The organism is Phaeobacter sp. A36a-5a, from assembly GCF_037911135.1.
GTDB lineage: Bacteria > Pseudomonadota > Alphaproteobacteria > Rhodobacterales > Rhodobacteraceae > Phaeobacter > Phaeobacter bryozoorum.
In genome coordinates, this window is record NZ_JBBLYU010000006.1 from 66474 (window position 1) to 90231 (window position 23758).

Here is a 23758-nt window from a genome sequence, read left to right on the forward strand (position 1 = left end):
ATGGAACACCCGGTTCAGGACAATGGTGGCGAGCGGCTCGGCGGGCTGACGCGGCAGCAGGCGGAGGCGGCGCGCCGGACGCATGGCTGGAATGAGTTGCCGCAGAGCAGGCGGACCGGGCCGCTGCGGGTGTTCCTGCGCCAGTTCAGCAATTTTCTGGTGCTGATCCTGATTGCAGCCGGGACTATCGCCTTCACGCTGGGCGAATATGCCGACACGCTGGCGATCGGGCTGGTGATCGGTCTGAACGGGGTTCTGGGTTTTGTGCAGGAATGGCGGGCGGAAACCGCGCTGGAAAGCCTGCGCAGTATGCTGTCGCCGCAGGCGCTGGCGGTGCGGGACGGGCGCGAGCAGGTGATCGCCGCGCGCGAGCTGGTGCCGGGCGATCTGATCATCCTGGAGGCGGGGGCCCGGGTGCCCGCTGATGCGCGCCTGCACGAAGCTGCGGGGCTGCGGCTGGATGAAAGTGCGCTGACCGGGGAATCGGTGCCGGTGGACAAGGCGCCCGGCACGGACACTGCGGAGGTGTTTGCCGGAACAGTGGTGGCGGCGGGCCGCGCGCTGGCGCTGGTCACGGCCACGGGAACGCGCACCGCCTTTGGCGAAATTGCGGCGCTGACCGGGGCAGTGGGGCTGAAGAAAACCAATTTGCAGGTGCAGCTGGGCCGGCTGGCGCGGCAGCTGGGGTTTGCGGCGCTGGCGGTGGCGGCGGCGATTCTGGCGCTGGGGCTTTATATGGGGCGGGACGCGGCGGAGATGTTCATGACCGGCCTGTCGCTGTCGGTGGCGATGGTGCCCGAAGGGCTGCCTGCGGTGGTCACCATCACCCTGGCGCTGGGGGCGGCGGCGATGGTGCGCAGACAGGCGCTGGCGCGGCGGTTGCAGGCGGTGGAAACACTGGGCGCGGCCTCGGTGATCTGCACCGACAAGACCGGCACCTTGACCGAAAACAAGATGACGGCGACCCGGGTCTGGACGCTGGACCGCATCTATCAGGTGACTGGCACCGGCTATGACCCTGCGGGTCATATTGCCCACGGCGGCGCGGTTACCGGCGCGCGGGAGGATGCGGTGCTGGCAGAGCTGCTGGCGGCGGGGCTGACCTGCACCCATGCCAGCCTGCACCGCGAGGGCGATCACTGGCAGATGACCGGCGCCCCGACCGAGGGCGCGCTGGTGACCCTCGGCTACAAGGGCTGGGCAGAGCTGCCGCCGCCGGATGCGGTGCTGGCGGAACTACCCTTCAGCAGCGAACGCAAGCGGATGAGCGTGCTGGTAAAGGACGGCGGCGGTGAAAAGGTCCTGACCAAAGGGGCGCCGGAGCAGGTCCTGGGCCTTTGCACAAGGGTGCTGGCGCAGGACGGCCCGCGCGTTCTGGGGGCAGGGGAGAGGGCAGCCATCACCGAAGCCTATGAGGCGATGGCCGCAGAAGGGCTGCGTGTGATCGGTCTTGCAACTGGTGCGGCGCAGGGCGGCGGGATTGCCGAACAGGACATGACCTTTCTCGGGCTGGCGGGGCTGATTGACCCGCCTCGGCCGGAGGTGCGGGCGGCCATCGCCGCCGCCCGGTCGGCGGGCATCCGGGTGATCATGATCACCGGCGACAGCCCGCTGACCGCCGGGGCCATCGCACGCCAGCTGGGGCTGCCTGCCGCAAAGATACTGACCGGCGATGCGCTGGAGGCGCTGGAAGACGCGGAGCTGGACCAGCTGTTGCAGCAGGATGTTCTGTTTGCCCGCACAAGGCCAGCGCATAAGATGCGGATCGTCTCGGCCTTGCAGGGACAGCATCAGATCGTGGCGATGACCGGCGACGGGGTGAACGATGCGCCGGCCCTGAAACAGGCCGACATCGGCGTCTCGATGGGGGTGCGGGGCACGGATGTGGCTAAGGATGCCTCTGACCTGGTGCTGCTCGATGACAATTTCGCCACCATCGTGCGGGCCATCGGCGAGGGGCGGCGGCAGTTCACCAATGTGCGCAAATTCGTGCGCTACCTCTTGTCCTCCAACGCGGGCGAGGTGATTGCGCTGCTGATCAATATCCTGATCGGCGGCCCGCTGATCTTTCTGGCGACCCAAATTCTGTGGATGAACCTGGTGACTGACGGGGTGACGGCGGTGGCGCTGGGGCTGGAGAAGGGTGAGCCGGACCAGATGCAGCATCCGCCGCGGGGGAAGGACTCGCCGATTGTGGGCAAGGCCGGCCTGCTGACCATTCTGGCGCTGGGGCTTTATACCGGGCTGGCCAGCCTGTGGCTGTTCCTGCATCTTTTGGACGGCAACGAGGATCTGGCCCGCACCGCAGCCTTTACCGCCATGGTGGTGTTTGAAAAGGCCAGCGTCTTTGCCTTCCGCTCGCTGCATCTGCCGTGCTGGCGGATCGGGGTGTTCAGCAATCCGCTGCTGCTGGCGGCGCTGGTGGTGACCATCGGAGCGCAGGTGGCGGCGGTCTACTGGCCGCCGCTACAGGTGATGCTGCACACGGTGCCGCTGCAAGGGGAGCACTGGGGGCTGATCGCGCTGCTGGTGCTGCCCATCCTGCTGGTGCCGGAGGGGCTGAAAACCCTGCGTTATCTCAGTGGTCAACGCCAGCGGAGGGCAGCGGCGGCGGCTTGACCTCCGTCAAGGCGGCGGGGGCCACTCCGGGGCATCCTGCGGGCATGGAGAAGGATCACGGTCACAGCAAGGACGACCGGCGGCGTCTCTACGAGGTGGAAAAGCGTCATATTCGCCAGTACCCGGAGGGTGAGCGCGAGGAGCTGCGCCAGATCTTTCAGGAGCTGGGGCTGAGCGGCGACGTGCTGGAGGGCGCGGTGGCATCGGTGACCGCCAAGCCGGAGAAATGGATCGCGCTGATGCTGACCAGCGAATATGGGCTGGCGCCGGCAGAACCCAACCCGGTGGCGGCGGCGCTGACGACTTTTGCGGCGTTCATGGCGGCGGGCATCGTGCCGCTTCTGCCGTTCATTCTGGGGCTGCCCGATCCGTTCCTGACCGCCGCGCTGGCCACCGGGGCGGTGTTTTTCGGCATTGGCGCCAGCAAGAGCGTCTGGTCGCTGGCGCCCTGGTGGAAATCCGGGCTGGAGACATTGGCAATCGGTTCCTGCGCCGCTGCTGTCGCCTATCTGGCAGGCAGCCTGTTCCGGGTCTGACCCGCAGCAACGGGGCGGCGGCGCCCGCGCGCGCTATGGCTTTCAGGGTGCTGCGGCTTCAGCGGCTTTGCACGGGTGGCTTCTGCGTGGTGCCCCCGAGGAAGGCGAACCAATAGGCCAGAGCGACGCCGCCCGCGCCGCCCACGATATTGCCCAGCGTGACCCAAAGCAGGTTGGCGGCCGCTGCGACAAGCGGGACATTGGCCCCTGCGGCCCAGCCTTGCGGGAAGAAATACATATTGGCGATGGAGTGTTCGAGCCCCAGCAGCACAAAGGCGGTGATCGGCCAGAGGATGGCCAGAACCTTGCCCGCAGCGGTGCGGGCGGCAAAGGACAGCCAGACGGCTAGGCAGACCAGCGCATTGCACAGCGCGCCGCGCATAAGGGCCTCAAGCGGGGTCAGCCCGGCCTTCGCCTCGGCGATGCCGACGGCGGTTGTGCCCATCGCACCATCCAGCAGCCCGGTCACGGCAAAGGCGGCCGCCAGCCCGGCCGCGCCCGCGAGATTGCCGAGATAGACCACGCCCCAGCTGCGCAACAGCAGGCGCAGCGGGATCCTGCGGTCCACCGCGGCGATCACCATCAGCACGTTGCCGGTGAACAGCTCCGCCCCGGCAATCACCACAAGGATCAGCCCAAGCGAGAACACCGCGCCACCCAGCACGCGGAGCGGTCCGGTCACAGGGGTCGCACCTGCGAGGGTCATCGTATAGGCCGCCGCCCCAAATCCGATAAAGGCGCCCGCCAGCATCGCCAGCACGAACATCTGGGGCAGCGGCAGCCGCGCCTTGGCGGTGCCGGCTGTTTCCACCAATGCGGCGATTTCGGCGGGTTTATAGGCGTCAAAAGTGGGCGTTTTGGTCATCTGTCGGCTCCGGCAGTTATGGGGGCATGGGCGGGGCAGCGGCCGCACCAGTAGATCATTCCCGCTGGCCGCTGCCATGATCCCGATCAAGGTGGCACAACGGGCAGGCAACCGGGCGCGCTATCGGTCCTGCGCCACCGAGCGGCGGAACAGCAGCAGGCTGGTGGCAAGCAGCGCGGCGCCCAGCAGCGCCATCCACAGGAACTCCGGCCAGACGGTTTCAACCCCTGCGCCCTTGAACACGATGGCCTGGCTCGCGGCCATGTAATGGCGCGAGGGCAGCAGGGTGGTGATGGCCTGCAACCAGTCCGGCTGGCTTTCCACCGGGGTTTCGCCGCCCGACAGCATCAGCATCGGCAGGATCGTGAGCATCACCAAGAGCGCAAACTGCGCCATCGAACGCGCGACCGTGGCCAGAAACACCCCCAGCGCGGTGGCGGTGAACAAAAACAGCGCCGTGCCGCAGAGGAAGAGAATCTTTGACCCGGCAATGGTGATGCCCAGCACCCCCTGCATCACAAAACCCAGCGACAGCGCCCCCGCAACCAGCACCACGGCAGCGTTGGCCCAGATCTTGGCCACCGCGATGTCAAAGGGCGACAGCGGCATCGCCAGCAGGTGTTCAATGGTGCCGTGCTCGCGTTCGCGGATCATCGCCGCGCCGGTCAGGATCGTGGTCAGCCACATGATCTGGCCGATCAGCGCGTTGATGCCGGCAAAGCGCATGGTGTCGCGGTTGGGGTTGAAGGCGCTGCGGATGATGATGCCAAGGGGCTGCGGCTGGGCCAGATCGGCGCCGATGGCAAAGCGGCGGATCTCGGCGCTGAGAATACTGGTGATGTAATGGACGCCAATGCCCGCCTGTTCCATCGCGGTGGCGTCGATCAGCACCTGGATTTCCGGCACCCGGGCGGCGCGCAGGTCCTTCTCAAAGCCGGGCGGCACCGCCACCACAAACAGAAAATCGCCCGCATCCATCCGGGCGGCGCCGGTGCCGGGTTCGATCTGCACCACCGGCTGAAATTCGGGCGGAAAGAACGCCTCCGCCAGGGTGCGCGACAGGGGCGAGTTGTCCTCATCCGCAAAGGCGATCGAGGCGTTGTTGACCGAGGTTGCCACGCCCGTTGCCTCCATCACCGGCGACAGGGTGAAGGACCAGACCAGAAGCGCCATCATCACCCAGTCGCGGCGCAGGCTCATCATCTCCTTGAGGCCGAGCCAGACTATGCGGGACAGGCGCTGCATCTACTTCTCCTGCGCCCTGAGCGCCAGCGCGGCCAGCAGGGTGAACACCGGACCGAAGCAGGCGAGTGCCAGAATGTCGGGCAGCAGCGCCTCCCAGCCCAGCCCCTTGGTGAAGGCGCCGACGTTCAGGTGCAGGAAATAGGACGACGGCCATAGTGAGCCGATGACCTGGGCGCCGCCCTCCAGCGTCGAGACCGGCTGCAACAGGCCGGAGAACTGGATCGTCGGCACCACCGAGGCGATGGTGGTTGCAAAAGTGGCCGCCACCTGGCTGGAGGTCATGGTGGCGATCAGCAGCCCGTAGGAGGTGGCGGCCCAGACATAGAGCAGCGCGCCAAGGGCCAAGGGCAGCGGATCGCCCTTGAGCGGCACCCCGAAGACCGCGATGGTCATTGCCGTCAGCAGCAGGAAGTTCAGATAGGCAATCACGATATAGGGGATCTGCTTGCCGATCAGGAACTCAAACCGGGTGGTCGGGGTGACGTAGAAATTGGTGATCGAGCCCAGTTCCTTTTCCCGCGCGACGCTGACCGCCATCAGCACGGCGGGCAGCATGATCAGCAGGATCGCGGGCATGGCCGGGGCCATTGCGGCGATGCTCTCAAAGCTCTGGTTGTAGCGGAATCGCGGCTCTATCCGGGCGATTTCGGGCTGGCGGGTGCCGCTGGCGGCGGCCTGTGCACTGAGGAAGGACTGATGCAGCCCGGCAGCGTAGCCCTCCACCGTTTCGCCCTTGAAGGGGATGGCGCCATCGACGATGGCGAGCACCTCTGTCGGCTCATTTGTGCGCAGCTTGCGACCAAAGTCAGGAGGCAGTTCGATCACCAGCGAGGCCTCGCCCGAGACCAGCCGGCTGCGCCCTTCGGCAGCGCTGGACAGCGGCGGGGTGGGGCGGAAGTAGCGGGAGCCGGAAATCTCCGCCAGATAGGCGCGGCTTTCGGGGCTTTGCGACAAATCGAGCGCGGCATAGTCCAGCTCATCTATGTCGAGCGAAATGCCGAAGCAGAACACCAGCATCAGGATCAGCGAGCCAAGGAAGGCAAAGGCGAGGCGCACCGGGTCGCGCAGCACCTCAACCGTTTCGCGCCGGGCATAGGCCAGCGCGCGGGTGGGGCCGCCTGCGGCGCTGTCCGTTGTCTGAACCGCTGTTTGCGGAGCGGAGACCGGGGGCGGCGGATCAGCGGCCTTCAGAATGGCGATGAATGCCTCCTCGAGGGTGGCCGCAGCCTGCGCCGCCATCAGCGCCTTGGGTGTGCCCTCGGCCAGAACCTTGCCCGCGTGCATGAAGGACACCCGGTCGCAGCGTTCCGCCTCGCCCATGAAATGGGTGGAGACGAAGATCGTCACGCCCTCGTTGCGCGACAGCTCGACCAGCAATGCCCAGAACATGTCGCGCGCCTCAGGATCGACGCCGGAGGTCGGCTCGTCCAGGATCAGCACGCGTGGGCGGTGGATCACCGCAACCGCCAGCGACAGGCGCTGCTTGATGCCCAGCGGCAGGGCGGCAGCAAGGGAGGAACGATGCGCCGCAAGGCCGAAGCGCCGGGTCAGTTCGGCGACCCGGGCCGCGCGGTCGGGAATTGCAAAGATGCGGGCGTGAAGTTGCAGGTTCTGCTCGACGGTCAGTTCGCCGTAGAGCGAAAACGCCTGGCTCATATAGCCGATCTCGCGGCGCATGGCGCGGTTCCTGGCATCCACCGGCCTGCCGAACAGCTGCGCCGCACCGGAGCTGATGGGCAGGAGGCCGGTCAGCATCTTCATGGTGGTCGACTTGCCGCAACCGTTGGAGCCGAGAAAGCCGAAGATCTCACCGCGCCTTATGCTGAAATCGACGCTGTCCACCGCCACGAAATCGCCAAAGCGGCGGGTGAGACCGCGCGCGGTAATCACCGGCTCGCCGCTATGTGCTGCTGGTGTTGGGTGTGGAACCGGCGGCGGGCTGCCCTTTGCCCGCAGCTGGCGGTAGGCGGTTTCCAGATCACCGGTCCGGCCCTTCAGCTTATCCGGCGAGCCCTGGAACAGCACGCGGCCTGCATCCATGGCGACAATCCAGTCAAAGCTCTGCGCCTCCTCCATATAGGCGGTGGACACCAGCACGGTGAGGCCGGGGCTGGTGTCCCGGATGGCACCGATCAGCGCCCAGAACTGGCGGCGCGACAAGGGATCAACGCCGGTGGTCGGTTCATCGAGCACCAAGAGTTTCGGGTCATGGATCAGGGCGCAGCAGAGGCCCAGCTTCTGTTTCATACCGCCCGATAGCCGGCCCATCAGCCGGTCGGCAAAGGGTGCGAGCCCGGTCGCAGACAGCAGCGATGCAATCCGCGCCTCCCGCTCTGCCGCCCGCTGCCCGAACAGGCGTGAGAAAAATTCGAGGTTTTCGCGCACGGAGAGTTCGGGGTACAGATTGCGACCCAGCCCCTGCGGCATGAAGGCAATGGCCGAGCAGATGCGGCGCCGGTGGGCGGCATCAGCGATCGGGCCGCCCAGCACGTCTATCGACCCGGCCTGCAATTTCTTGGCACCAGTGATCAGGCCCAGAAGGGTGGATTTTCCGACGCCATCCGGCCCGATGAAGCCCACCAGCTGACCGGGCGGCAGATCCAAGGTGATGTCATCCAGCGCGATATGCCTGCGGTAGCGATGAGAGACCTTGGCGATGCGGATGCCGGGGGTGCCTGCGGCGGAGATCATTCGAACAGCTCAGCCGGGATGCGCCGGTCCAGCGCTTCGGGCCATTCCATCGCGGGGTCGAGCCGGATCACGGCGATGCCGCGCAGGCCGGTTTTCACATGTTCGATCCGCGCCGCCACCAGATCCTGCGGGATGCGCACGCGGACGCGGAACACCAGCTGCTCCCGCTCGCTGAGGGTCTCGACCTGTTTTGGGGTGAACTGCGCCTCTGGCGAGACAAAGGTGACGGTGGCGGGAATGGCGTAATCGGGCAGGGCGTCCAGCACGATGCGGGCCTCGGCTCCGATCGGCAGAAGCCCGGCCTCGCGGGCGGGCAGGAACACTTCCATATAGATGTTTTCCAGACTGAGAAGCGTCAGGATCGGCCCGCCGGCGCCAACCACCTCGCCCGGTTCCGCCAGCCGGTAGAGCACCCGGCCCGGCATCGGCGCGTTCAGCGTGCTGTCCTCGATCTGGGCGGCGATCCGGCGGACCTCGGCCTCTGCCGCCGCGATCCCGGCCTCGGCGGTGGCGACCCGCGCCTCTGCCGCGCCCAGCACCGCCTCGGCCACCGAATGGATGGTGTCGCGCTCCTCGTGGAGGGTTTCTGAGATATTGCGCCCGGCCAAGAGCGCGGTGGCGCGCTCCAGCTCATGCTCGGCGCGGCGGTGCTCGCTCTGGCGTTGCACCACCAGCGCCTCTGCCTCGGCCCTGGTCTGGCGCGCCAGCGCGACTTCGGCGCGGGCCCGGTCATGCGTCGCCGCCAGCTCATCGGTGTCCATCACCACCAGCACATCGCCCGCCGCAACCAGACTGCCCTCAGCCGTCAGCACCTTGGCCACCCGACCCGCCCTTGCCGGGGCAATCTCCACCTGTTCGGCCTCGATCCGGCCATTGCCCTGCACGAAACCCTCCGGCAGCTCTGCGCCGTTTTCCGAAACAAACAGATACGCCGCAGCCGCCAGCAGCAGCGCGGCGGCGGCAGTCAGAAAAACACCCGTTGTTCTGGTCATGGCACAGCACCCCGATCCCGTTGCGTCCTTTGCGGAGCCTAGATGATCTGGGCATCGGCCACCTTGCGCTGGGTCAATCCGGCGGCGCGGGAATGCTGCTATGATCGGACGGCGGCCACCGGACAGACCCGGGACATGCGCCGCGGCAGGTTTGACACAAAGGAGAACAGCCATGCTGATGCGGCTCGCAGCGATACTGGCGATTGCGGCAGGACCGGTCTGGGCACAGGAGGCCGACAGCGATAAGGGCCGGGACTTGTTTCTGTATTTCTGTGCGGAGTGCCACGGAAAGGATGCTGCCAGCCTTGGCCCCATGGCCGAGATGATGGCGCTGCGCCCGCCGGATCTGACCCAGCTGGCCACGCGAAACGGCGGCGATTTTCCGGTTGAAGCCGTGGCCAGGCAGATCGACGGACGGCAACCGATTGCCGCCCATGGCGATATGCCGATGTTCGGCCCGACGCTGGACGAGGACAAATATGTCGCCCTTGCGTTGCCCGGCGGCCAGCCGATGATGGTGCCCCGGTCGCTCAGCAGTCTGATTGCCTATCTGCAAACGGTGCAGGACAAGCGCTGAGCAGCCGACTGACGGGCAGTGTCTAATTTCAACATAACACAGATTATATGCTTTGATGCTGCGGCTCAGGAGGCGCAACGCCCCGCTTCGGCTAGTTCGCTGCCGGGGGGCATTGCATTGGTGGCGCGCTGATTGGGATTACCGGGTGACCCAGGAGCCGCCGTCGGCGGAGGACGCCTGAGCTGCGGAGATGAACCACATCCCATCCAGCCCTGCCTGAAGACCCGGCAGCAACGGATTGTCGGTGCGGTTTTCGATCACCTCGGCAATATCGGTGTAAAGCGTTGCAAACCCTTCCAGATACCCCTCTGGATGACCGGGCGGAACGCGGGTCCAGTCGGGTCCGATGCCGGCCCCGCCACGGGTCAGGATCTGCTTTGGTTCTCCAAAACGGGTGAAACTCATCTGATTGGGGTCCTCATGCCCCCATTCAAGACCACCCTTATCGCCGAAGATCCGCAGGCGCAGGCTGTTTTCGCAGCCAACGGCGATCTGGCTGGCCCAGATCATGCCACGCGCGCCGCCGTCGTAGCGCAGCAGGATATGGGCGTTGTCATCGACCCGGCGTCCCGGCCCGAAGCTGTGCAGCTCTGCCGAGAGCGCCTCCGGGGTCAGACCGCTGACAAAGCAGGCAATGTTAAAGGCATGGGTGCCGATATCGCCAATGGCGCCTGCGCCGGACTGTGAGGGATCGGTGCGCCAGGCGGCCTGTTTGTGGCCGTCCTGTTCAATCGGATCGGTCAGCCAGTCCTGGGCATATTCCACCTGCACCAGCCGGATCCGACCAAGATCGCCGCGCGCGATCATGGCGCGGGCCTGTCGCAGCAGCGGATAGCCGGTATAATTATGGGTCAGAAAAAACCGGGCGCTGCTGGCCTCCGCCGCCTGTCTGATCGCCTCGGCCTCGGCTGCGCTGGCGGCCAGCGGTTTGTCGCAGATCACATGAATGCCCGCGTTGAGAAAGGCGATGCTGGGACCTGCGTGCAGATGGTTGGGTGTCACAATGGCAACCGCATCGATGCCATCGTCGCGCCCGGCCTCGGCGCGGGCCATCTCGTCATAGCTGGCGTAGCTGCGATCCGCGGCGATCCCCAGCTCTGCGGCGCTGGCCATCGCGCGTTCCGGGTCTGATGATAGCGCGCCGGCAACCAGCTCAAACCGGTCGTCCATCCGGGCAGCAATCCGGTGCACCGCACCGATAAAGGCACCCTGCCCGCCCCCGACCATCCCCAGTCTGAGGCGCGTCCTGCGATCCGTCGTCATAGTCCCAGCATCTCCCGAATTGTCTTCCTGTCGCGTTCGCCGTCGGCACAAGCTCAAAGGCCGTGTCTGTGCCCTCGATCAGATGGCGCGTGATAACGGGTGCGCCTTTTGGCAACCCGCTACTGTCGGCAATTTCAGCCAGCACTCCGATACGAGCGCTGCCCAGCTGTCATAGCCCTATTGCCACCGTTTGGGAAATACTCCCGTAAAATCAACCGGCCTCTAGCACGGCCCTGTAGCACGGAGCGCGAAAGCGGCAGGCGCCGCTGACGGCCGAAGCGGCGCCGCCTGATGCGGTTGTCCGCCGGTCTGGCGGCGGCAGGGCGGTCCGGTTGCTCAGAACAGGAGGTCGGCGGTCTCCAGTTCGGCCCGCGTGACATCTATCAGGGTCAGGGTGCTGCCATCGGCAAAGGTAAAGACGAAATCATCCCCCGATTGCGCCCCGAAAGACAGCGCCTGGTCCCGGCTGGTGAAACCAAATTCGCGCAGGGTCAACTGGTCCTCCTGCGCGTCGAAATCGGCGATACGATCATTGCCGCGACCGCTGACAAAGATAAAGACGTCGATGCCCGCACCGCCGCGCAGCAGGTCGTCGCCCATACCGCCGTTCAGCGTGTCCCGACCCTCGCCGCCAGCAAGGCTGTCATTGCCGCTGCCGCCAAAGGCGCGGTCGTCCTGGGAGCCCATTGCGATCTGGTCGTTGCCGCCCCCGCCGTTCACGCGGTCGGCGCCGCCGCCAGCAAAGACGATATCATCGCCACGTCCCGCTCCGATCGTGTCGTTCCCGAGGCCGCCATAAACAGTATCGTCTCCAACGCCCCCCCGCAGCGTATCCTCACCCGTGCCACCGTGCATGAAGTCATTGCCGCTGCCGCCGTTCAAACGGTCATTGCCGTCGCCGGCGACCCCCCGGTCGTTCCCGGACCCAAGGAAGAGCTGGTCGTCCCCGTCGCCTCCGCGCAGCGTGTCCACACCGCTGCCGCCGCTCAGAAGGTCCTCGCCCCGGTTGCCGGTGATGCGATCATTGCCGCCGCCGCCGTTGATGGTGTCATTGAAGTTGGTGCCGCCGATGGAGTCATCGTCGTCGCCAGCCGACATATCCAGCGGCCTGCCGCCTGTTGATCCGCCTCCCGGCGCTGGCGCCGGGTTAACGTTGATCGTGACTACGGCCATATCTGACAAGGCATTGTCGGTACCGCCAGCAATCTGCACGCCGATCTGACGGTTGCCGTCGGTTGGCGCGCCGGCTGCGGCGTTGTCATATTGAAGGGCCCGCAGCAGGGTCTGGATCGTCGCGGGTGTTGCACCCGAGGTGAGGGTGATGACCAGATCTTCACCCGCGCCGCCGGTGCCGGTTGCCACGATGGTTCCGACGGGCACACCGCCGACGGAGACCACCGAGCCGTTGGCCTGACCGGCAGAGAGCGACACGGTGCCGCTGACATCGATGAGGAGCCGATCCTCGGCCTGCATCCCGCTCTCGAAGGAGACGGTCAGCGTGCCGGTATCAAAATCGGCGCTATCCGCGTCGCTGACAGTCAGGTCCCCCGCCACATCAAGAGCTGTGGCGCTGTCACCCTCGGTAAAGGTGAAACTGTCGCCGTCGAGATTGCCGATCACCGGAGGGGTGCCGGTCGCATTCAGGAGGAAGCTGACGCTGCTATCCTGATCGCCACCGTTGGCAGTGCCATCGGCATCATTCAGCGTCAGGGTGAAATCCCGCGCGCCGACCGTGGACGGGGCCTCATAGGTGATAGACCGGATCAGGGTCTGGATCGCCGCGTTGGTCGCATCGGCGGTGCTGAAGTTGATGGTCAGATCCGAACCGCCCTGCCCGTCATTGGTGATATCCACCGTGCCAATGGTCACGCCGTTGACCAGAACAGTCTCTCCTGCGGAAAGGCTGGCATCGCCTCCGGCAGTGACAATCGTGCCGTCAACGCCCCAATTGCCATTTGTGGTGCCTGAATTCTGCGAAATTGTCAGCTGGCCGCCGTTGTAATCGCTGGAATCGAGGTTGGATACCGTCACCGCGGACAAACCGCCAAGGCTCTGGGCGCCGGTTCCGACAACAACCTGGCTCGTCGCATGGTAGTGGGCATTGCCGATCACCGGGGCATCGTTCACCGGCAGCACGTTTACCAACGACGACAGCGTCAGCGGGGCGCTGTTGGCGTTGCTGCCGGTTGCACTGCCGCTGTCGGTCAGGCCGGTGATGGTGACAACACGGCTGCCCCCGGTCGGGGTTTCGGATGTGTTGCGATAGGTGATGGTGTCAACCAGCGTCTCGGCCGCGGCGGTGCTCAGCGTGCCGCCGGTCAGGGTGACGGTTGCGGTATTGCCCAAGACGGATACCGTCGCAGTCAGGCCGTTGCTCGCGGTGGTCAGCGTGTTGGCATCCGTCAGCGCCAAGACACTGCCGTCGATCGTCAGCACCTCCGCCGCGCCGTCGGCGATATTGGTGACCGTCAGGCTGAGAGTGGTCAGCGTCTGCCCCGCCTCGACGGTGTCGGCGCTGACAGTGTTGAACAGATCCGCTGCCGGGTCGCCTTCCACAAAATTCGGATTGCTGCCGGTTGCGACCAGCGTCGGCGCATCATCCGTGGCCGCGACGGTCACGGTCAGCGTCGCAGTGTCGGAGCTGATGCTGGTGCCGTCGGTGATGGTGAGACCCAGCGTCCGGTCATGGGTCGCCGGGTCATCGCTGCTGTTGTCGTAGGAGAGCGCGCCGACCAGCGTCTGCACCCGGGAGGGGGTCGCATTGGCGTTGAAATTGATGCCTAGGGTTTCATTGGCGCCACCGGTCGCACCGTTGGCCAAGGTGCCGATCACCACGCCGCCCACGCTGACGGAGGAGGCCGCTGTCTGCCCGGCAGACAGTGTGACGGAACCGCTGGTGTCGATCAGCAGGCGATCATTGGCGGTCTGTCCGCTTTGGAAGGCAAGGCTCAGTGTGCCGCTGCCGAGATTATTATCGGCATCGCTGATCGTGACATTGCCGCCGGTATCCATCGCCACCGCGCCGAGGTTCTCGACAAAGGCGACGGTATCGCCGACCAGATTGCCAACCACGGGTTTGTTGCCAAGGATCATCGAAAAATCGACCGAGGTGGACTGCGCGCCGCCATTGGCCGTGCCATCGTTGTCATCCAGGCTGAGGGTGAAGGTCTGCGCACCGGTCCCGGCCGAGGCGCCCCAGGCGAGATTGCGGATCAATGTCTGGATTCGGGCATCGTCCGCATTGGCGGTGAGGTTGATTGCAAGCGTGTTGCCGCCCTGCCCGTCCTCGGTTGCATCGACGGTGCCAATGGTCACGCCACCAATCTGAATGGTTTCATTAGCCGCAATGCCCCCGTCACCGCCCGATGTCACCGTTGTGCCGTCGACGGAGAAGCTGCCGCTTGCGGTGTTGTTGCTGTCCTTGTCGACAATCCGCAGGACGCCGCCGTTGTAATCGGGCGAATCTGCATTGGCGAGAGTGGCGTCGGCGCCAGCATCGATCAGCGCAGATGCGCCAGGTGTCAGGACGCCCTGATCCCCCGTCAGATTTGCCAGCACGGGAGCGTCGTTGACGGCGGTCACCGTGACCGTGCTTGTCACGGCCAGGGCGGCAGTGTCATCGCCGCTGTTTGCCGTGCCGCCACTATCGACAAGCTCGGTCACGGTGACCACGCGATTGGCGGTTGTTGTGGGATTATCTGATGTATTCCGGTAGGTTATACCATCTACGAGTGTTTGAAGCGCCGCAGGGCTGAGGGTGCCTCCGGTGGCGGTGATGGTGGCGGTGCTGCCGGTTACGGAGACGCTCACCGACAGGGAGTTGGCGGCACTGACAAGAGCGGTGCCATTTGTCAGGGCCACGTCGGTGCCGTCAAACACCAGTATTTCATCCGCGCCGTCGGCGATATTGGTGATGGTCAGGGTCAGGCCCGTGATCGTCTGTCCGGTTTCAACCGTGCTGGAGGTAACGCTGTTGAACAGGTCAACCGCCGCGCCGCCCTCAACATGGGTTGGGTTGCCGCCGGTAGCAGTCAGCGTTGGTTCGTCGTTGACGCCGGTATTGCTCACCGTGACCGAGCCGGTAGCGGAGGCGATCCCGCCGCTGCCCTGGCTGCCCACATTGCCGTCCGAGAAGGTCCAGTCCAACTGGACCGAGGCATCCGGGTTATTGCTGGTGTTGCTGTAGGTCACCCGCTGCAACACGTCGTTCACCAGAGCGGTTGTCGCCGGGGTGGCGAGGGAGGTGAAACTGATCGTCAGCGTACCGCCCACCTCGGCAAATGTCGCAAAGCTCTGCCCGCCGCTTTGCAGCATATTGCCGCTGACCGTGAACAGAGCCCCGGTCACATCAAAGCCGAAATCATCCTCGAGATCGGTGCCGCCGTTGCGGGCGATGGTCAGCGAGGCACCGCCGAAATCGCCATTGCCACCATTCAGGCTGGCCAGTTCGGTGTCGGCAATGGTGGCGGTGCTGTCCAGAACAACGGCGCTGCCGCCTTCGACAAAGGTCGGCGTGGCATCCAGACCGGCAAAGACCGGGGCGTCGTTGACGCTGGTGACAGTAATACTGGCGGTGTCGCTGATGGCTGAAAACGCGCTTGTACCGCCGGTCACGCTGGCGTCCGCGACGCCGCCGGCAGAGCCGGTGGAGCGATCCCAGGCGCGGATGGTGATGGTGGCGGTGCCGGAATAATCCGCATCTGGCACAAAGCGGATCAGATGGGTAGCCGCCCCCGCCAGCGACCCGTCCAGCAGGCGCGCAGCGCTTGTTAGATCGACCGATGTGCCGGTGGTGGCGGTGAAATTCGTCCAGCTGGTTCCGTTGTCGAGGGAATATTGCCAGATCCCGTTGGTGTTATCGACCGCAGTCACCGCAATCGCTTCGACCGGGCTGCCATCGACATCGGTCACGCTGCCATCGGACACGATGCTGGCAACGCTGTCACCTGTGTTATTGGCGTTGTTGCTGGCGTCGTCGTCGCCATCAGCGGAGGAGCCATCGTCATCGCCTGCGTCCTCGGCAATGGTGCTGAGCACGGGCGACGCCGCGGCGTCGAGCACCGGCGCGTCATTCACCGCCGAAATGGTGATACTGACCGTATCGGCGCTGCCATTTGTGGTGCCGTCGTTGGGGGTGACGGTCAGAACCGCAGTAGTGGTGTCATTGCTGGCGGTGGTGTAGCGAAGTTTTGACGTGTCGTTCAGATAGGTATTGAGATCAGCGGCCGACCCCTGCAACGTCATCGACCCGGTGCCGGAATTTGCCACGGTCACACCGGCGGTTGTTCCGTTGCCATCGGTGGTGGCGATGGTGCCGCGATCCACGGCCAGGGTCAGGGTTATGGTATCGCCGTCGGCGTCAGATATATTGTAGGCCGACAGGTCAATCGCCGTCGCAACATCCTCTGTCGCAGTGTCATCTGGCGGTGTCCCGCCCAGCAGCGGGGCGTTATTGGCTGAAACCACGGCCGTGTCGACGGTCATGGTCAGGACCGCGAATTCCTGGAAACTGGGTTCATTGGTGTAATCGACCGCAATGCGTCGCACCGATCCCCAGGCTGCATCCGCGTCCCAGTCGCCGCTGCCGATGCTGTATGACACCAGTGCATTGGAACCGGCCGCAGCCCAGGTCAGCGTATCTGAGACGATTTCTGTCCCGCTGCTGTCAAAGCCACGGATGGTGAAAGTCTGTGAGGTGATGCTCTGCGCCCGGCCGAGCACCCGAAACCCCTCGAAACTGAAATCGCCATCACCGGCCAGCTGAAATCCGTTGCTGTCATCGTTGTAGAAGGCACCGTCCATTGCGCCGATGGTCCCGCCCTCGACAGCGCCCACCGCCAGGTTCTGCGCGCCGCGCATGTTCAGATTGGTGAAGGTGCTTGAACCCTCGCTGCCGTCACCAAAATCAAGCGTCAGCGTCAGCCCGGGGAAATCCGCGATCCCGTCGCTGCCATCGGCCCAGGCGTCCTTGTTGTTGCCGCCATTTGTATAGTTGCCGTAGTTCAATACAGTGGACAGAACTGCCGGATAGGCCGCCTGCGCCACTGCCGAAATCCCGATCGGGGTTGAGATCGCGCCGATCTGCATCTCCAGATCCCAGTCGCCGCCCAGCTCGGCAGCGCCGGTCAGTGTCCGCGATGCGGCAACATTCGCGCCGGTCGCCTCGGCCAGGGCAGCAACGAAGGCTTCGCCTTTGGCAGTTGCCGCCACCTCGCAGCCATAAAGCAGGATGTCACCACCGGGATGCAGCGCCCGGCGCAGGGCCTCCATCACCTCAGGATACCGGGCGAGCGTGGCCTCGGTCACGGTTTCGTCACCGATTAACAGCGCGCCGTCTTCGCCGTGGGACATGATATGCAGCGCCGACAGACCGCGCACTGCGCTGAGGGCCTCTGCGATCTGACGCAGGCCGGACCCGTTGCGGGTCAGATAGATGACGGTTGCGTCATCCGGCAGATCGATATGCAGGGTCTGACAGTGGTCGACGGCGGAATCAAAAACGAAATACTGGGTATCAATCATCTGAGTGCTCTGAGATTAAAGCTTACAATCCAAAGGTATGATCAGTCGTCTTGCTCAACCTATAGGATATCGAGGTTAATCAATCGGTAATGGCCAAATTATGTGGCAAGCTTATTAAAAAGTTCTTGCATCCAATATGCCAATCGTGCGGGGCGATGACTTTTTTTACGATAGGGGACAGCGCTGGGTCCGACCCAAAGGATCACGAACCGGGACGGCGCCGCAGTGCCGGGACGGGCCAGGCGCTGGTGGCTTCATGCCAGCTCTGTCGGGCAGCAGGCCGGAAGGTCAGCCGTTCAGCACCGAGGCGCTGCCTGCCAGCACCTCCTGAACCAGCGGATTGGGAAAACGGCGCCGCAGGGTGACCGCATAGAAGGTCTCGCGAATGCGGGGGTGCTCCTCGGCCTCCAGCAGCCGCCCCGAGGACAGCTCATCCTGCACCACGATCGGGGCCACCAGCGCCAGGCCGATATCCTCGCGGGCCAACAGCCGCATCATCGCCATGTCGTCGACCTCGGCAGCCACCTGCGGCACCACCGACAGGCGACTGGCCATGGCATCAAAGGCGGTCCGCACCGTATTGTCGGTGGTCGGCAGCACAAAGGGATGGGTGGTCAGCAATTCGCGGATCGGCAGGCGTGGATCCAGCCGCGCCGGGGTGCCGACGATGCTCACCGCCTGATCCCCGATCTGATGGGTTTCATAGGGGGTCAGGCTGTCGTCGGGAGGCTCGCGGTTCATCAGAACCAGATCGAGGTTCAGCGTTGCCAGCCCCTCCAGCAACTCGGTTGGGCTGCCGGAGCGCAGGATCACCTCGACATCGCTGCGCGCCAGCATGGGCCGCAGGAACCCGATCTGAAAGTTCCGCGACAGTGTGGCCAGCGCACCCACCCGCAGCGCCTGACGGCTGCGCTCGCTGCCTTCCAGCGTGGCAATCAGCTCCTGCCCGGTGGCAAAGATCGCATCGGCATGATCCAGCGCGATACGCCCCGCCTCGGTCAGATGCAGCTGCCGTCCGCGCCGGTCGAACAGCGGATGGCCCAGCCGCTCCTCCAGCTGTTTGATCTGCACAGAAAGCGCCGATTGCGACAGATTCAGCCGCTGCGCGGTGCGGGTCAGATTGCCGTCATGGGCGACGGCCCAGAAATAGCGCAGATGATGATAGTTCAGGGGCATTCATTCGTTTTAATAGAACGATAAGGCCATAACAATGAATTTTTATTAATCAAAGATCCGCGCTACCTGTCTCGGTGACGCAGCGTCCCCTGCTGCATGTGAATACGGGAGCCTTTCATGTTCTATCTGTTTTTGCCGCTCTTGGCCCCGATGCTGCTGCTGGCCGTCGCCCTGCGGGCGCGCCGGACACCGGGTCTGCGGCCGGGTCATCTGCCGCGTCTGGCGGAACATGCCGCGCTGGCGGCCTTTGCCATCTCGGCGCTGTCTGCGGTGCTGCTGGGCCTGAACGGTCCGGGCAGCTCGCCCTTGCTTGGCCTATTTGGAGTTGGGCTGTCGGTGCGGCTGGATGTGGTCAGCGCCGTGATGCTGTGTCTGGTCAGTTTCATCGGCTGGATCGTGCTGCGCTACAGCGCCACCTATATGGACGGCGAGGGCCGTCAGGGCGCCTTTACCGGCTGGATGAGCGCCACGCTGGCCGCGGTTTTGCTGCTGGTAATGTCGGGCAATCTGGTGCAGCTGCTTCTGGCCTGGACCGCCACCAGCCTGTGCCTGCATCAGCTGCTGCTGTTTTATCGCGAGCGCACAACGGCGCAGCGGGCCGCGCGGAAAAAGGCGCTGGTGGCCCGGGCCAGCGAAATGTCACTCGGCCTCGCTGTCGCGCTGCTGATTGCCGCCTATGGTACCAGCGATATCGCCAGCATTCTTGCCGCTGCCAGCCCCGATCTGCTGACCCTTGTCGCCGCCGGGCTGATCGCGCTGGCGGCGGTGCTCGCCTCGGCTCAGTTTCCGGCCCATGGCTGGCTGACCGAGGTGATGGAAGCGCCGACGCCGGTCTCCGCCCTGCTGCATGCAGGCGTCATCAATGCGGGCGGCTTCCTGCTGATCCGTTTTGCCGATGTGATTCTGGCCGCGCCTGCGGTGATGGCGGTGCTGGTGATGCTGGGCGGGTTTACCGCGCTGTTCGGCGGGCTGGTGATGCTGACGCAGCCGGCCGTGAAGACCTCGCTGGCCTGGTCCACCATCGCGCAGATGGCCTTTATGATTATGCAATGTGGTCTGGCGCTGTTCCCGCTGGCGCTGCTGCATATCGTGGCGCATTCGCTCTACAAGGCGCACGCCTTTCTCAGCGCTGGCGAGGCGGTGGCCAATGTCGCCGCGATCCGGCGCCCAGGTCCCGTCGCAGTGCCAAGCGCGCGTAATGTGATGCAGGCCTTTGGCATCGGCATCGTGATCTATGCGCTGGTTGGAGCGGTCTTTGGCTTTGACGGCAAATCGGTGCAGGCAATTGCGCTGGGGGTGATCCTGATCTTTGGCGTGGCCTATATTCTGGCGCAGGGGCTGGCCGATGCCGCCCCCGGTGCGCTGACCCGGCGCACGGTGATCTATGCGGCGGCCACCTCTGTCAGCTATTTCCTGCTGCAACTGGCGGCGCTGAAGCTGACCGCTGGCACCCTGCCTGCCACCCCTGCTCCCGGCCCGCTGGAATGGGCGCTGATCCAGCTGGCGCTGGTCAGCTTTGGCGCGGTGGCCGTGGCGCAGGCGACTTTCCCGCTCTGGGCGATGCACCCGGCGGCAGCGGGGCTGCGGGTCCATCTGTCCAACGGGCTTTATGCAAATGCGATTTTTGACCGGCTGCTGGGCGGCTGGTCAAAGCGGACCACATCCTGAAACCGGGAGATCGACCCATGTTGATGAAGCACGAAACCTACCCCGCCGCCCTGTTGGAGCTGGTCACCTGCGCCAATCGGGCCGCCCGCGCAATCCCGCCGCTGTTCCCGCTCACCTCCAGCGTTGCGGTGAACCCCTTCCTCGGCCAGAGCGACGAGCCGCTGGCGGTGACCTCGGCGCGGCTGGCGCGGGTTGCGGGCACACGGGTGACCCCGGACCGCAGCCATTGGGCGGCGAAACGGGCCGCCGGAGACCTCACCGACAGCGATCTGCGGGCCGCATTGGCGCGGGCCGGCACCCGCTTCAGCGATGTGCAGATGGCCGATCTCCACGCGGCACTGGGCGCCACGGACACCAACGATGACCCAAGAGCGCTGCCGACGGTGGCGGAGCTGGCGCAGGAGCTGTCCGGCGTCGACTGGCCCGGCCTGATCGAGGAACGCATCGGCGCCTTTGCCGCCAGCCATTTCGATCAGGGGCAGGCGCTGTGGCAGCCGGACCGGACCGGCGGCACCTATGCGGCCTGGCGTCAGTTTGCCAGCCGCGATCTGACGCCGGAAATCCACGGGCTGCACGGGTTTGGCGGATTTGTCGCTGCTACCAACCGGTCACATTGGCGCGCCATTGGACGGGCCTCCGAAACGCTGGGCATCAGCTCTGCGGCCGCCGAGACCGGGTTTCACCGCTGGCTGCTGACTCTGCAAGGCTGGGCGCAATATGGCCGCTACCTGTCGTGGCAGGCCGAGCTGGAGGGCAAGAGCGACACCACCACGGTTGAGCTGTTGGCGATCCGCATGGTGTTTGACGAGGCGCTGTTCCATCAGTATCGCGACCAGATCGCGGCCCGCTGGCAGGAGGTCGTCGAAAGCCACGAAACCCCGATCACCCCAAGCCGCGATCATGTGATCGACGCCATTCTGCAAGAGGCAGGCGAACGGGCGGCGCAGCGGCAACTGGCGGGCAGGCTGACCGTCGCGACCCCGGAGCCAGCGGCACAGGCGAAGGCCACCGACCGCCCCCTGTTGCAGGCCGCATTCTGTATTGATGTACGGTCCGAAGTGTTCCGCCGCGCGCTGGAAGCACAGGACAGCGGCGTGCAGACACTTGGGTTTGCGGGCTTCTTCGGGCTGGCCGCGGCGCATAATGCAGCGGGCTCCGACGTTACCGAAGGGCGCGGCCCGGTGCTGCTGAGCGCGGGGGTCCAGTCGTGGGCGGCGGAACCGGCGGAGCTTGACCTTGCCCGGCGCTATGCAGCGCGGGCGCGGCGCGCCTGGGGCCGGTTCAAACTGGCGGCGGTCTCCTCCTTTGCCTTTGTCGAGGCCACAGGCCCGGTCTATGCGGGCAAGCTGCTGCGCGATGCCTTTGGTGCCAGCAGTCGTCTGGCCACGGATCCGGCGCCGGTGCTTGATGCTTCGGTGGATCTGGACCACCGGGTTGCGATGGCCCGGACCATCCTGTCGGCGATGTCGCTGACCGGTGGCTTTGCCCCGGTTGTGATGCTGGCAGGCCATGGCGCGGATGTGACCAACAACCCCCATGCAAGTGCTCTGCACTGTGGCGCCTGCGGTGGCCATGCGGGTGACGTGAATGCCCGGTTGCTGGCCGGACTGCTGAATGACCGGGCGGTACGCGGCGGACTGCGCGAGGCAGGGATCAGCATCCCCGAGGACACCGTTTTCCTGCCCGCGCTGCATCACACCACCACCGATCAGGTCACGCTCTACGAACAGGATCTGCCCGCTGGCGCTGCCACCCGTTTTGCCCGCGAGCTGGCAAATATCCGTCGCTGGATCGAGGCCGCAGGCGCTCTGGCCCGCAGCGAACGGGCGGTGCGGCTGCCCCGCGCAAGCGCTGGTGCAGACATCCTGCGCCGCTCCTCCGACTGGGCGGAACTGCGCCCGGAATGGGGGCTGGCCGGTTGCCGCGCCTTTATCGCCGCCCCGCGTCAGCGGACCGAGGGCCGGGCGCTTGACGGGCAATCCTTCCTGCACAGCTATGACTGGCGGGCGGATGAGGGCTTTGGCGTGCTGGAACTGATCATGACCGCGCCGGTGGTGGTCGCAAGCTGGATCAGCCTGCAATACTACGGCTCCAGCGTGGCCCCCGCCCTGTTCGGTGGCGGCAACAAACTGTTGCACAACGTCGCCGGTGGCATCGGTGTGCTGGAAGGCAATGGCGGCGCGCTGAAACCCGGTCTGCCCTGGCAATCGGTGCATGATGGCGAGGCGCTGCAACATGACCCGCTGCGGCTGACCGTGGTGATCGAGGCGCCGCGCGATGCCATGACGCAGATCCTGGACCGCCACCCGCAGGTGCGCGCCCTGTTCGACAATGGCTGGCTTCATCTGATGGCGATGGACGATCAGGGGCATCTGGTCTGGCGCTACGAGGGCGATCTCAACTGGTCACGCATGGAACCCGACGAGAGCACGGCCAACCGCGCGGCGCTGGAGATTGCTGCCGAATAGGCGGATCACCCCAAGCCATGGAACACCGATCTGCGCCGCCCCGGCCAATATCCGGGCGGCGCAGATTGCATATCGCCGGGGGCGCCGCTGAGTTCGGATCAGTTCAGCGAGACCCAGAGCACCTGCGCGTCCTCTTCACTGGTCGAAACGCAGCAATGGCCCATGCCGCTGTCGTAATAGACCGTATCGCCGGCCTTCATCGGCAGCGGGCGGTAATGTTCGGTGTAAAGAACCAGTTCACCGCTGATCACGAACATGAACTCCTCGCCACTGTGGCGAACCCAGCTTTCGAACTCCGACACGTCACGCGCCTTGATGCGGCTGATATAGGGCAGCATCCGCTTGCTGGTCAGCTCGGTGCACACCAGTTCGTGGTCGTAGGTCTGGGTTTCCTGATGCTCTCCCGCGCCCTTGCGGGTGTAGTCGCGCCGCCCGGAGATATCGCTCTTGGCGGATTGCACAAACAGCTGCGGCGTCTGCAAATCCAGCGTCTGCATCAGGCGGCGGATGATCTCGAAACTGGGGCGGGTCTGGTTGTTCTCGATCTTCGACAGGGTGGAGCGGCCGATGTTCGCGGCCCGCGCCGCTTCCTCCAGCGTCAGCCCCTTCTCCTTGCGGGATTCGCGAATCATTTTCCCCAGCGCATCACCATCGGGAGCCTCGGCAAACTCCGTCGCGGGGGCGCCGTCTTCCGCGTTGATGGGTTCCATGGGCGTGCAATCTCCTGAGTTTCCCAATGTTTACCCTTCCCCCGGTGATAGGTCAAAGTTTCTATGTAAAAGCAATCGTTGCTTATCGTGGAAAAGTTTCTTAAAGGAAACACACGGGAGAGTTAGGGGCTGTTTTCCCCTGACAGACAATAGTGAGGGGCAGAGATGAGCCTTTATGATCGGATCGTTATCGGTGACGGCCCTGCGGGCTATGTCGCGGTGGACAAACGCTTTTCAACCTCGATGCCTGCTATCGCCAAGACCGGTCCCGAAGGTGCCTTTGTCGGCAAGCGTAAGGAGGCCGTAGGATGAACGTCCCCATGCCGCGGCTCCGCCACCCGGAAAAATCGAAAAAGGCCGATAGTGAGATCCCGCGCAAACCGAAGTGGATCCGCCGCAAGAAAATCGAGAGCGCCGAGTATTTCG

General features: G+C 65.0%; 14 protein-coding genes and 1 pseudogene. 7 read left to right on the forward strand and 8 right to left on the reverse strand.

Going from position 1 to position 23758, the window contains the following annotated elements; translation table 11 throughout:
* On the forward strand, positions 1–2619 hold the full coding sequence (locus WLQ66_RS18410) for a cation-translocating P-type ATPase (protein ID WP_340547796.1): 2619 nt from the start codon (positions 1–3) through the stop codon (positions 2617–2619).
* Positions 2616–3155 carry a VIT1/CCC1 transporter family protein gene (locus WLQ66_RS18415; protein ID WP_340547797.1) on the forward strand — a complete coding sequence of 180 codons (540 nt, stop codon included), beginning with the start codon at positions 2616–2618 and terminating at the stop codon, positions 3153–3155. The genes WLQ66_RS18410 and WLQ66_RS18415 overlap by 4 nt, the downstream gene beginning before the upstream one ends.
* 58 nt (positions 3156–3213) lie before the next feature.
* Here WLQ66_RS18415 and WLQ66_RS18420 read toward each other — a convergent pair whose 3' ends face one another.
* The 4 genes from WLQ66_RS18420 to WLQ66_RS18435 all read right to left on the reverse strand — a co-directional run bounded on the left by WLQ66_RS18420 (position 3214) and on the right by WLQ66_RS18435 (position 8948).
* Complete coding sequence (locus WLQ66_RS18420) at positions 3214–4020, reverse strand: formate/nitrite transporter family protein (RefSeq protein WP_340547798.1); 807 nt, start codon at positions 4018–4020, stop codon at positions 3214–3216.
* A gap of 120 nt (positions 4021–4140) precedes the next feature.
* Entirely contained in the window at positions 4141–5265 is a 1125-nt protein-coding gene (locus WLQ66_RS18425) for an ABC transporter permease (RefSeq protein WP_340547799.1), read from the reverse strand.
* On the reverse strand, positions 5266–7956 hold the full coding sequence (gene rbbA, locus WLQ66_RS18430; protein ID WP_340547800.1) for a ribosome-associated ATPase/putative transporter RbbA: 2691 nt from the start codon (positions 7954–7956) through the stop codon (positions 5266–5268). It abuts the gene before it with no gap.
* The gene (locus WLQ66_RS18435) at positions 7953–8948 is read right to left on the reverse strand and encodes an HlyD family secretion protein (RefSeq protein ID WP_340547801.1); all 996 of its coding nucleotides are present in this window, start codon (positions 8946–8948) and stop codon (positions 7953–7955) included. The genes rbbA and WLQ66_RS18435 overlap by 4 nt, the downstream gene beginning before the upstream one ends.
* 172 nt (positions 8949–9120) lie before the next feature.
* Between WLQ66_RS18435 and WLQ66_RS18440 the strand changes: the two genes are divergently transcribed.
* A complete protein-coding gene (locus WLQ66_RS18440; RefSeq protein WP_340547802.1) occupies positions 9121–9525 on the forward strand; it encodes a c-type cytochrome in 405 nt (134 codons plus the stop codon).
* A 138-nt stretch (positions 9526–9663) separates the two neighbouring features.
* On the opposite strand, the gene WLQ66_RS18445 is transcribed toward WLQ66_RS18440, so the two are convergent.
* The 3 genes from WLQ66_RS18445 to WLQ66_RS18455 all read right to left on the reverse strand — a co-directional run bounded on the left by WLQ66_RS18445 (position 9664) and on the right by WLQ66_RS18455 (position 18486).
* A complete protein-coding gene (locus WLQ66_RS18445; RefSeq protein WP_340547803.1) occupies positions 9664–10788 on the reverse strand; it encodes a Gfo/Idh/MocA family protein in 1125 nt (374 codons plus the stop codon).
* A 336-nt stretch (positions 10789–11124) separates the two neighbouring features.
* Positions 11125–17310: a DUF4347 domain-containing protein gene (locus WLQ66_RS18450; RefSeq protein WP_340547804.1), complete on the reverse strand. Its 6186-nt coding sequence runs from the start codon at positions 17308–17310 to the stop codon at positions 11125–11127.
* 288 nt (positions 17311–17598) lie between these two features.
* Complete coding sequence (locus tag WLQ66_RS18455) at positions 17599–18486, reverse strand: LysR family transcriptional regulator (protein ID WP_340547805.1); 888 nt, start codon at positions 18484–18486, stop codon at positions 17599–17601.
* Positions 18487–18603: 117 nt separating this feature from the next.
* On the opposite strand from WLQ66_RS18455, the gene WLQ66_RS18460 reads away from it, so the two are divergent.
* Both WLQ66_RS18460 and WLQ66_RS18465 read left to right on the forward strand, forming a co-directional pair.
* The gene (locus WLQ66_RS18460) at positions 18604–20154 is read left to right on the forward strand and encodes a proton-conducting transporter transmembrane domain-containing protein (protein ID WP_340547806.1); all 1551 of its coding nucleotides are present in this window, start codon (positions 18604–18606) and stop codon (positions 20152–20154) included.
* A gap of 17 nt (positions 20155–20171) precedes the next feature.
* Positions 20172–22622 carry a YbcC family protein gene (locus WLQ66_RS18465; RefSeq protein ID WP_340547807.1) on the forward strand — a complete coding sequence of 817 codons (2451 nt, stop codon included), beginning with the start codon at positions 20172–20174 and terminating at the stop codon, positions 22620–22622.
* Positions 22623–22720: 98 nt separating this feature from the next.
* On the opposite strand, the gene WLQ66_RS18470 is transcribed toward WLQ66_RS18465, so the two are convergent.
* Entirely contained in the window at positions 22721–23332 is a 612-nt protein-coding gene (locus tag WLQ66_RS18470) for a helix-turn-helix domain-containing protein (protein ID WP_340547808.1), read from the reverse strand.
* 165 nt (positions 23333–23497) lie between these two features.
* On the opposite strand from WLQ66_RS18470, the gene WLQ66_RS18475 reads away from it, so the two are divergent.
* Both WLQ66_RS18475 and WLQ66_RS18480 read left to right on the forward strand, forming a co-directional pair.
* Positions 23498–23644 (forward strand): hypothetical protein, encoded by a 147-nt coding sequence (locus tag WLQ66_RS18475; protein WP_340547809.1) that lies wholly within the window; start codon positions 23498–23500, stop codon positions 23642–23644.
* Positions 23641–23758, forward strand: a pseudogene (locus WLQ66_RS18480) (lipoyl synthase); the annotation flags it as partial. The gene WLQ66_RS18475 and the pseudogene WLQ66_RS18480, both read left to right, overlap by 4 nt.

Bases quoted from the DNA above. Each gene is read 5' to 3' on its own strand.
- WLQ66_RS18410 (WP_340547796.1), top strand. From the start codon at position 1: ATGGAACACCCGGTTCAGGACAATGGTGGCGAGCGGCTCGGCGGGCTG.
- WLQ66_RS18420 (WP_340547798.1), bottom strand. From the start codon at position 4,020: ATGACCAAAACGCCCACTTTTGACGCCTATAAACCCGCCGAAATCGCC.
- WLQ66_RS18425 (WP_340547799.1), bottom strand. From the start codon at position 5,265: ATGCAGCGCCTGTCCCGCATAGTCTGGCTCGGCCTCAAGGAGATGATG.
- rbbA (WP_340547800.1), bottom strand. From the start codon at position 7,956: ATGATCTCCGCCGCAGGCACCCCCGGCATCCGCATCGCCAAGGTCTCT.
- WLQ66_RS18435 (WP_340547801.1), bottom strand. From the start codon at position 8,948: ATGACCAGAACAACGGGTGTTTTTCTGACTGCCGCCGCCGCGCTGCTG.
- WLQ66_RS18440 (WP_340547802.1), top strand. From the start codon at position 9,121: ATGCTGATGCGGCTCGCAGCGATACTGGCGATTGCGGCAGGACCGGTC.
- WLQ66_RS18445 (WP_340547803.1), bottom strand. From the start codon at position 10,788: ATGACGACGGATCGCAGGACGCGCCTCAGACTGGGGATGGTCGGGGGC.
- WLQ66_RS18450 (WP_340547804.1), bottom strand. From the start codon at position 17,310: ATGATTGATACCCAGTATTTCGTTTTTGATTCCGCCGTCGACCACTGT.
- WLQ66_RS18455 (WP_340547805.1), bottom strand. From the start codon at position 18,486: ATGCCCCTGAACTATCATCATCTGCGCTATTTCTGGGCCGTCGCCCAT.
- WLQ66_RS18460 (WP_340547806.1), top strand. From the start codon at position 18,604: ATGTTCTATCTGTTTTTGCCGCTCTTGGCCCCGATGCTGCTGCTGGCC.
- WLQ66_RS18465 (WP_340547807.1), top strand. From the start codon at position 20,172: ATGTTGATGAAGCACGAAACCTACCCCGCCGCCCTGTTGGAGCTGGTC.
- WLQ66_RS18470 (WP_340547808.1), bottom strand. From the start codon at position 23,332: ATGGAACCCATCAACGCGGAAGACGGCGCCCCCGCGACGGAGTTTGCC.
- WLQ66_RS18475 (WP_340547809.1), top strand. From the start codon at position 23,498: ATGAGCCTTTATGATCGGATCGTTATCGGTGACGGCCCTGCGGGCTAT.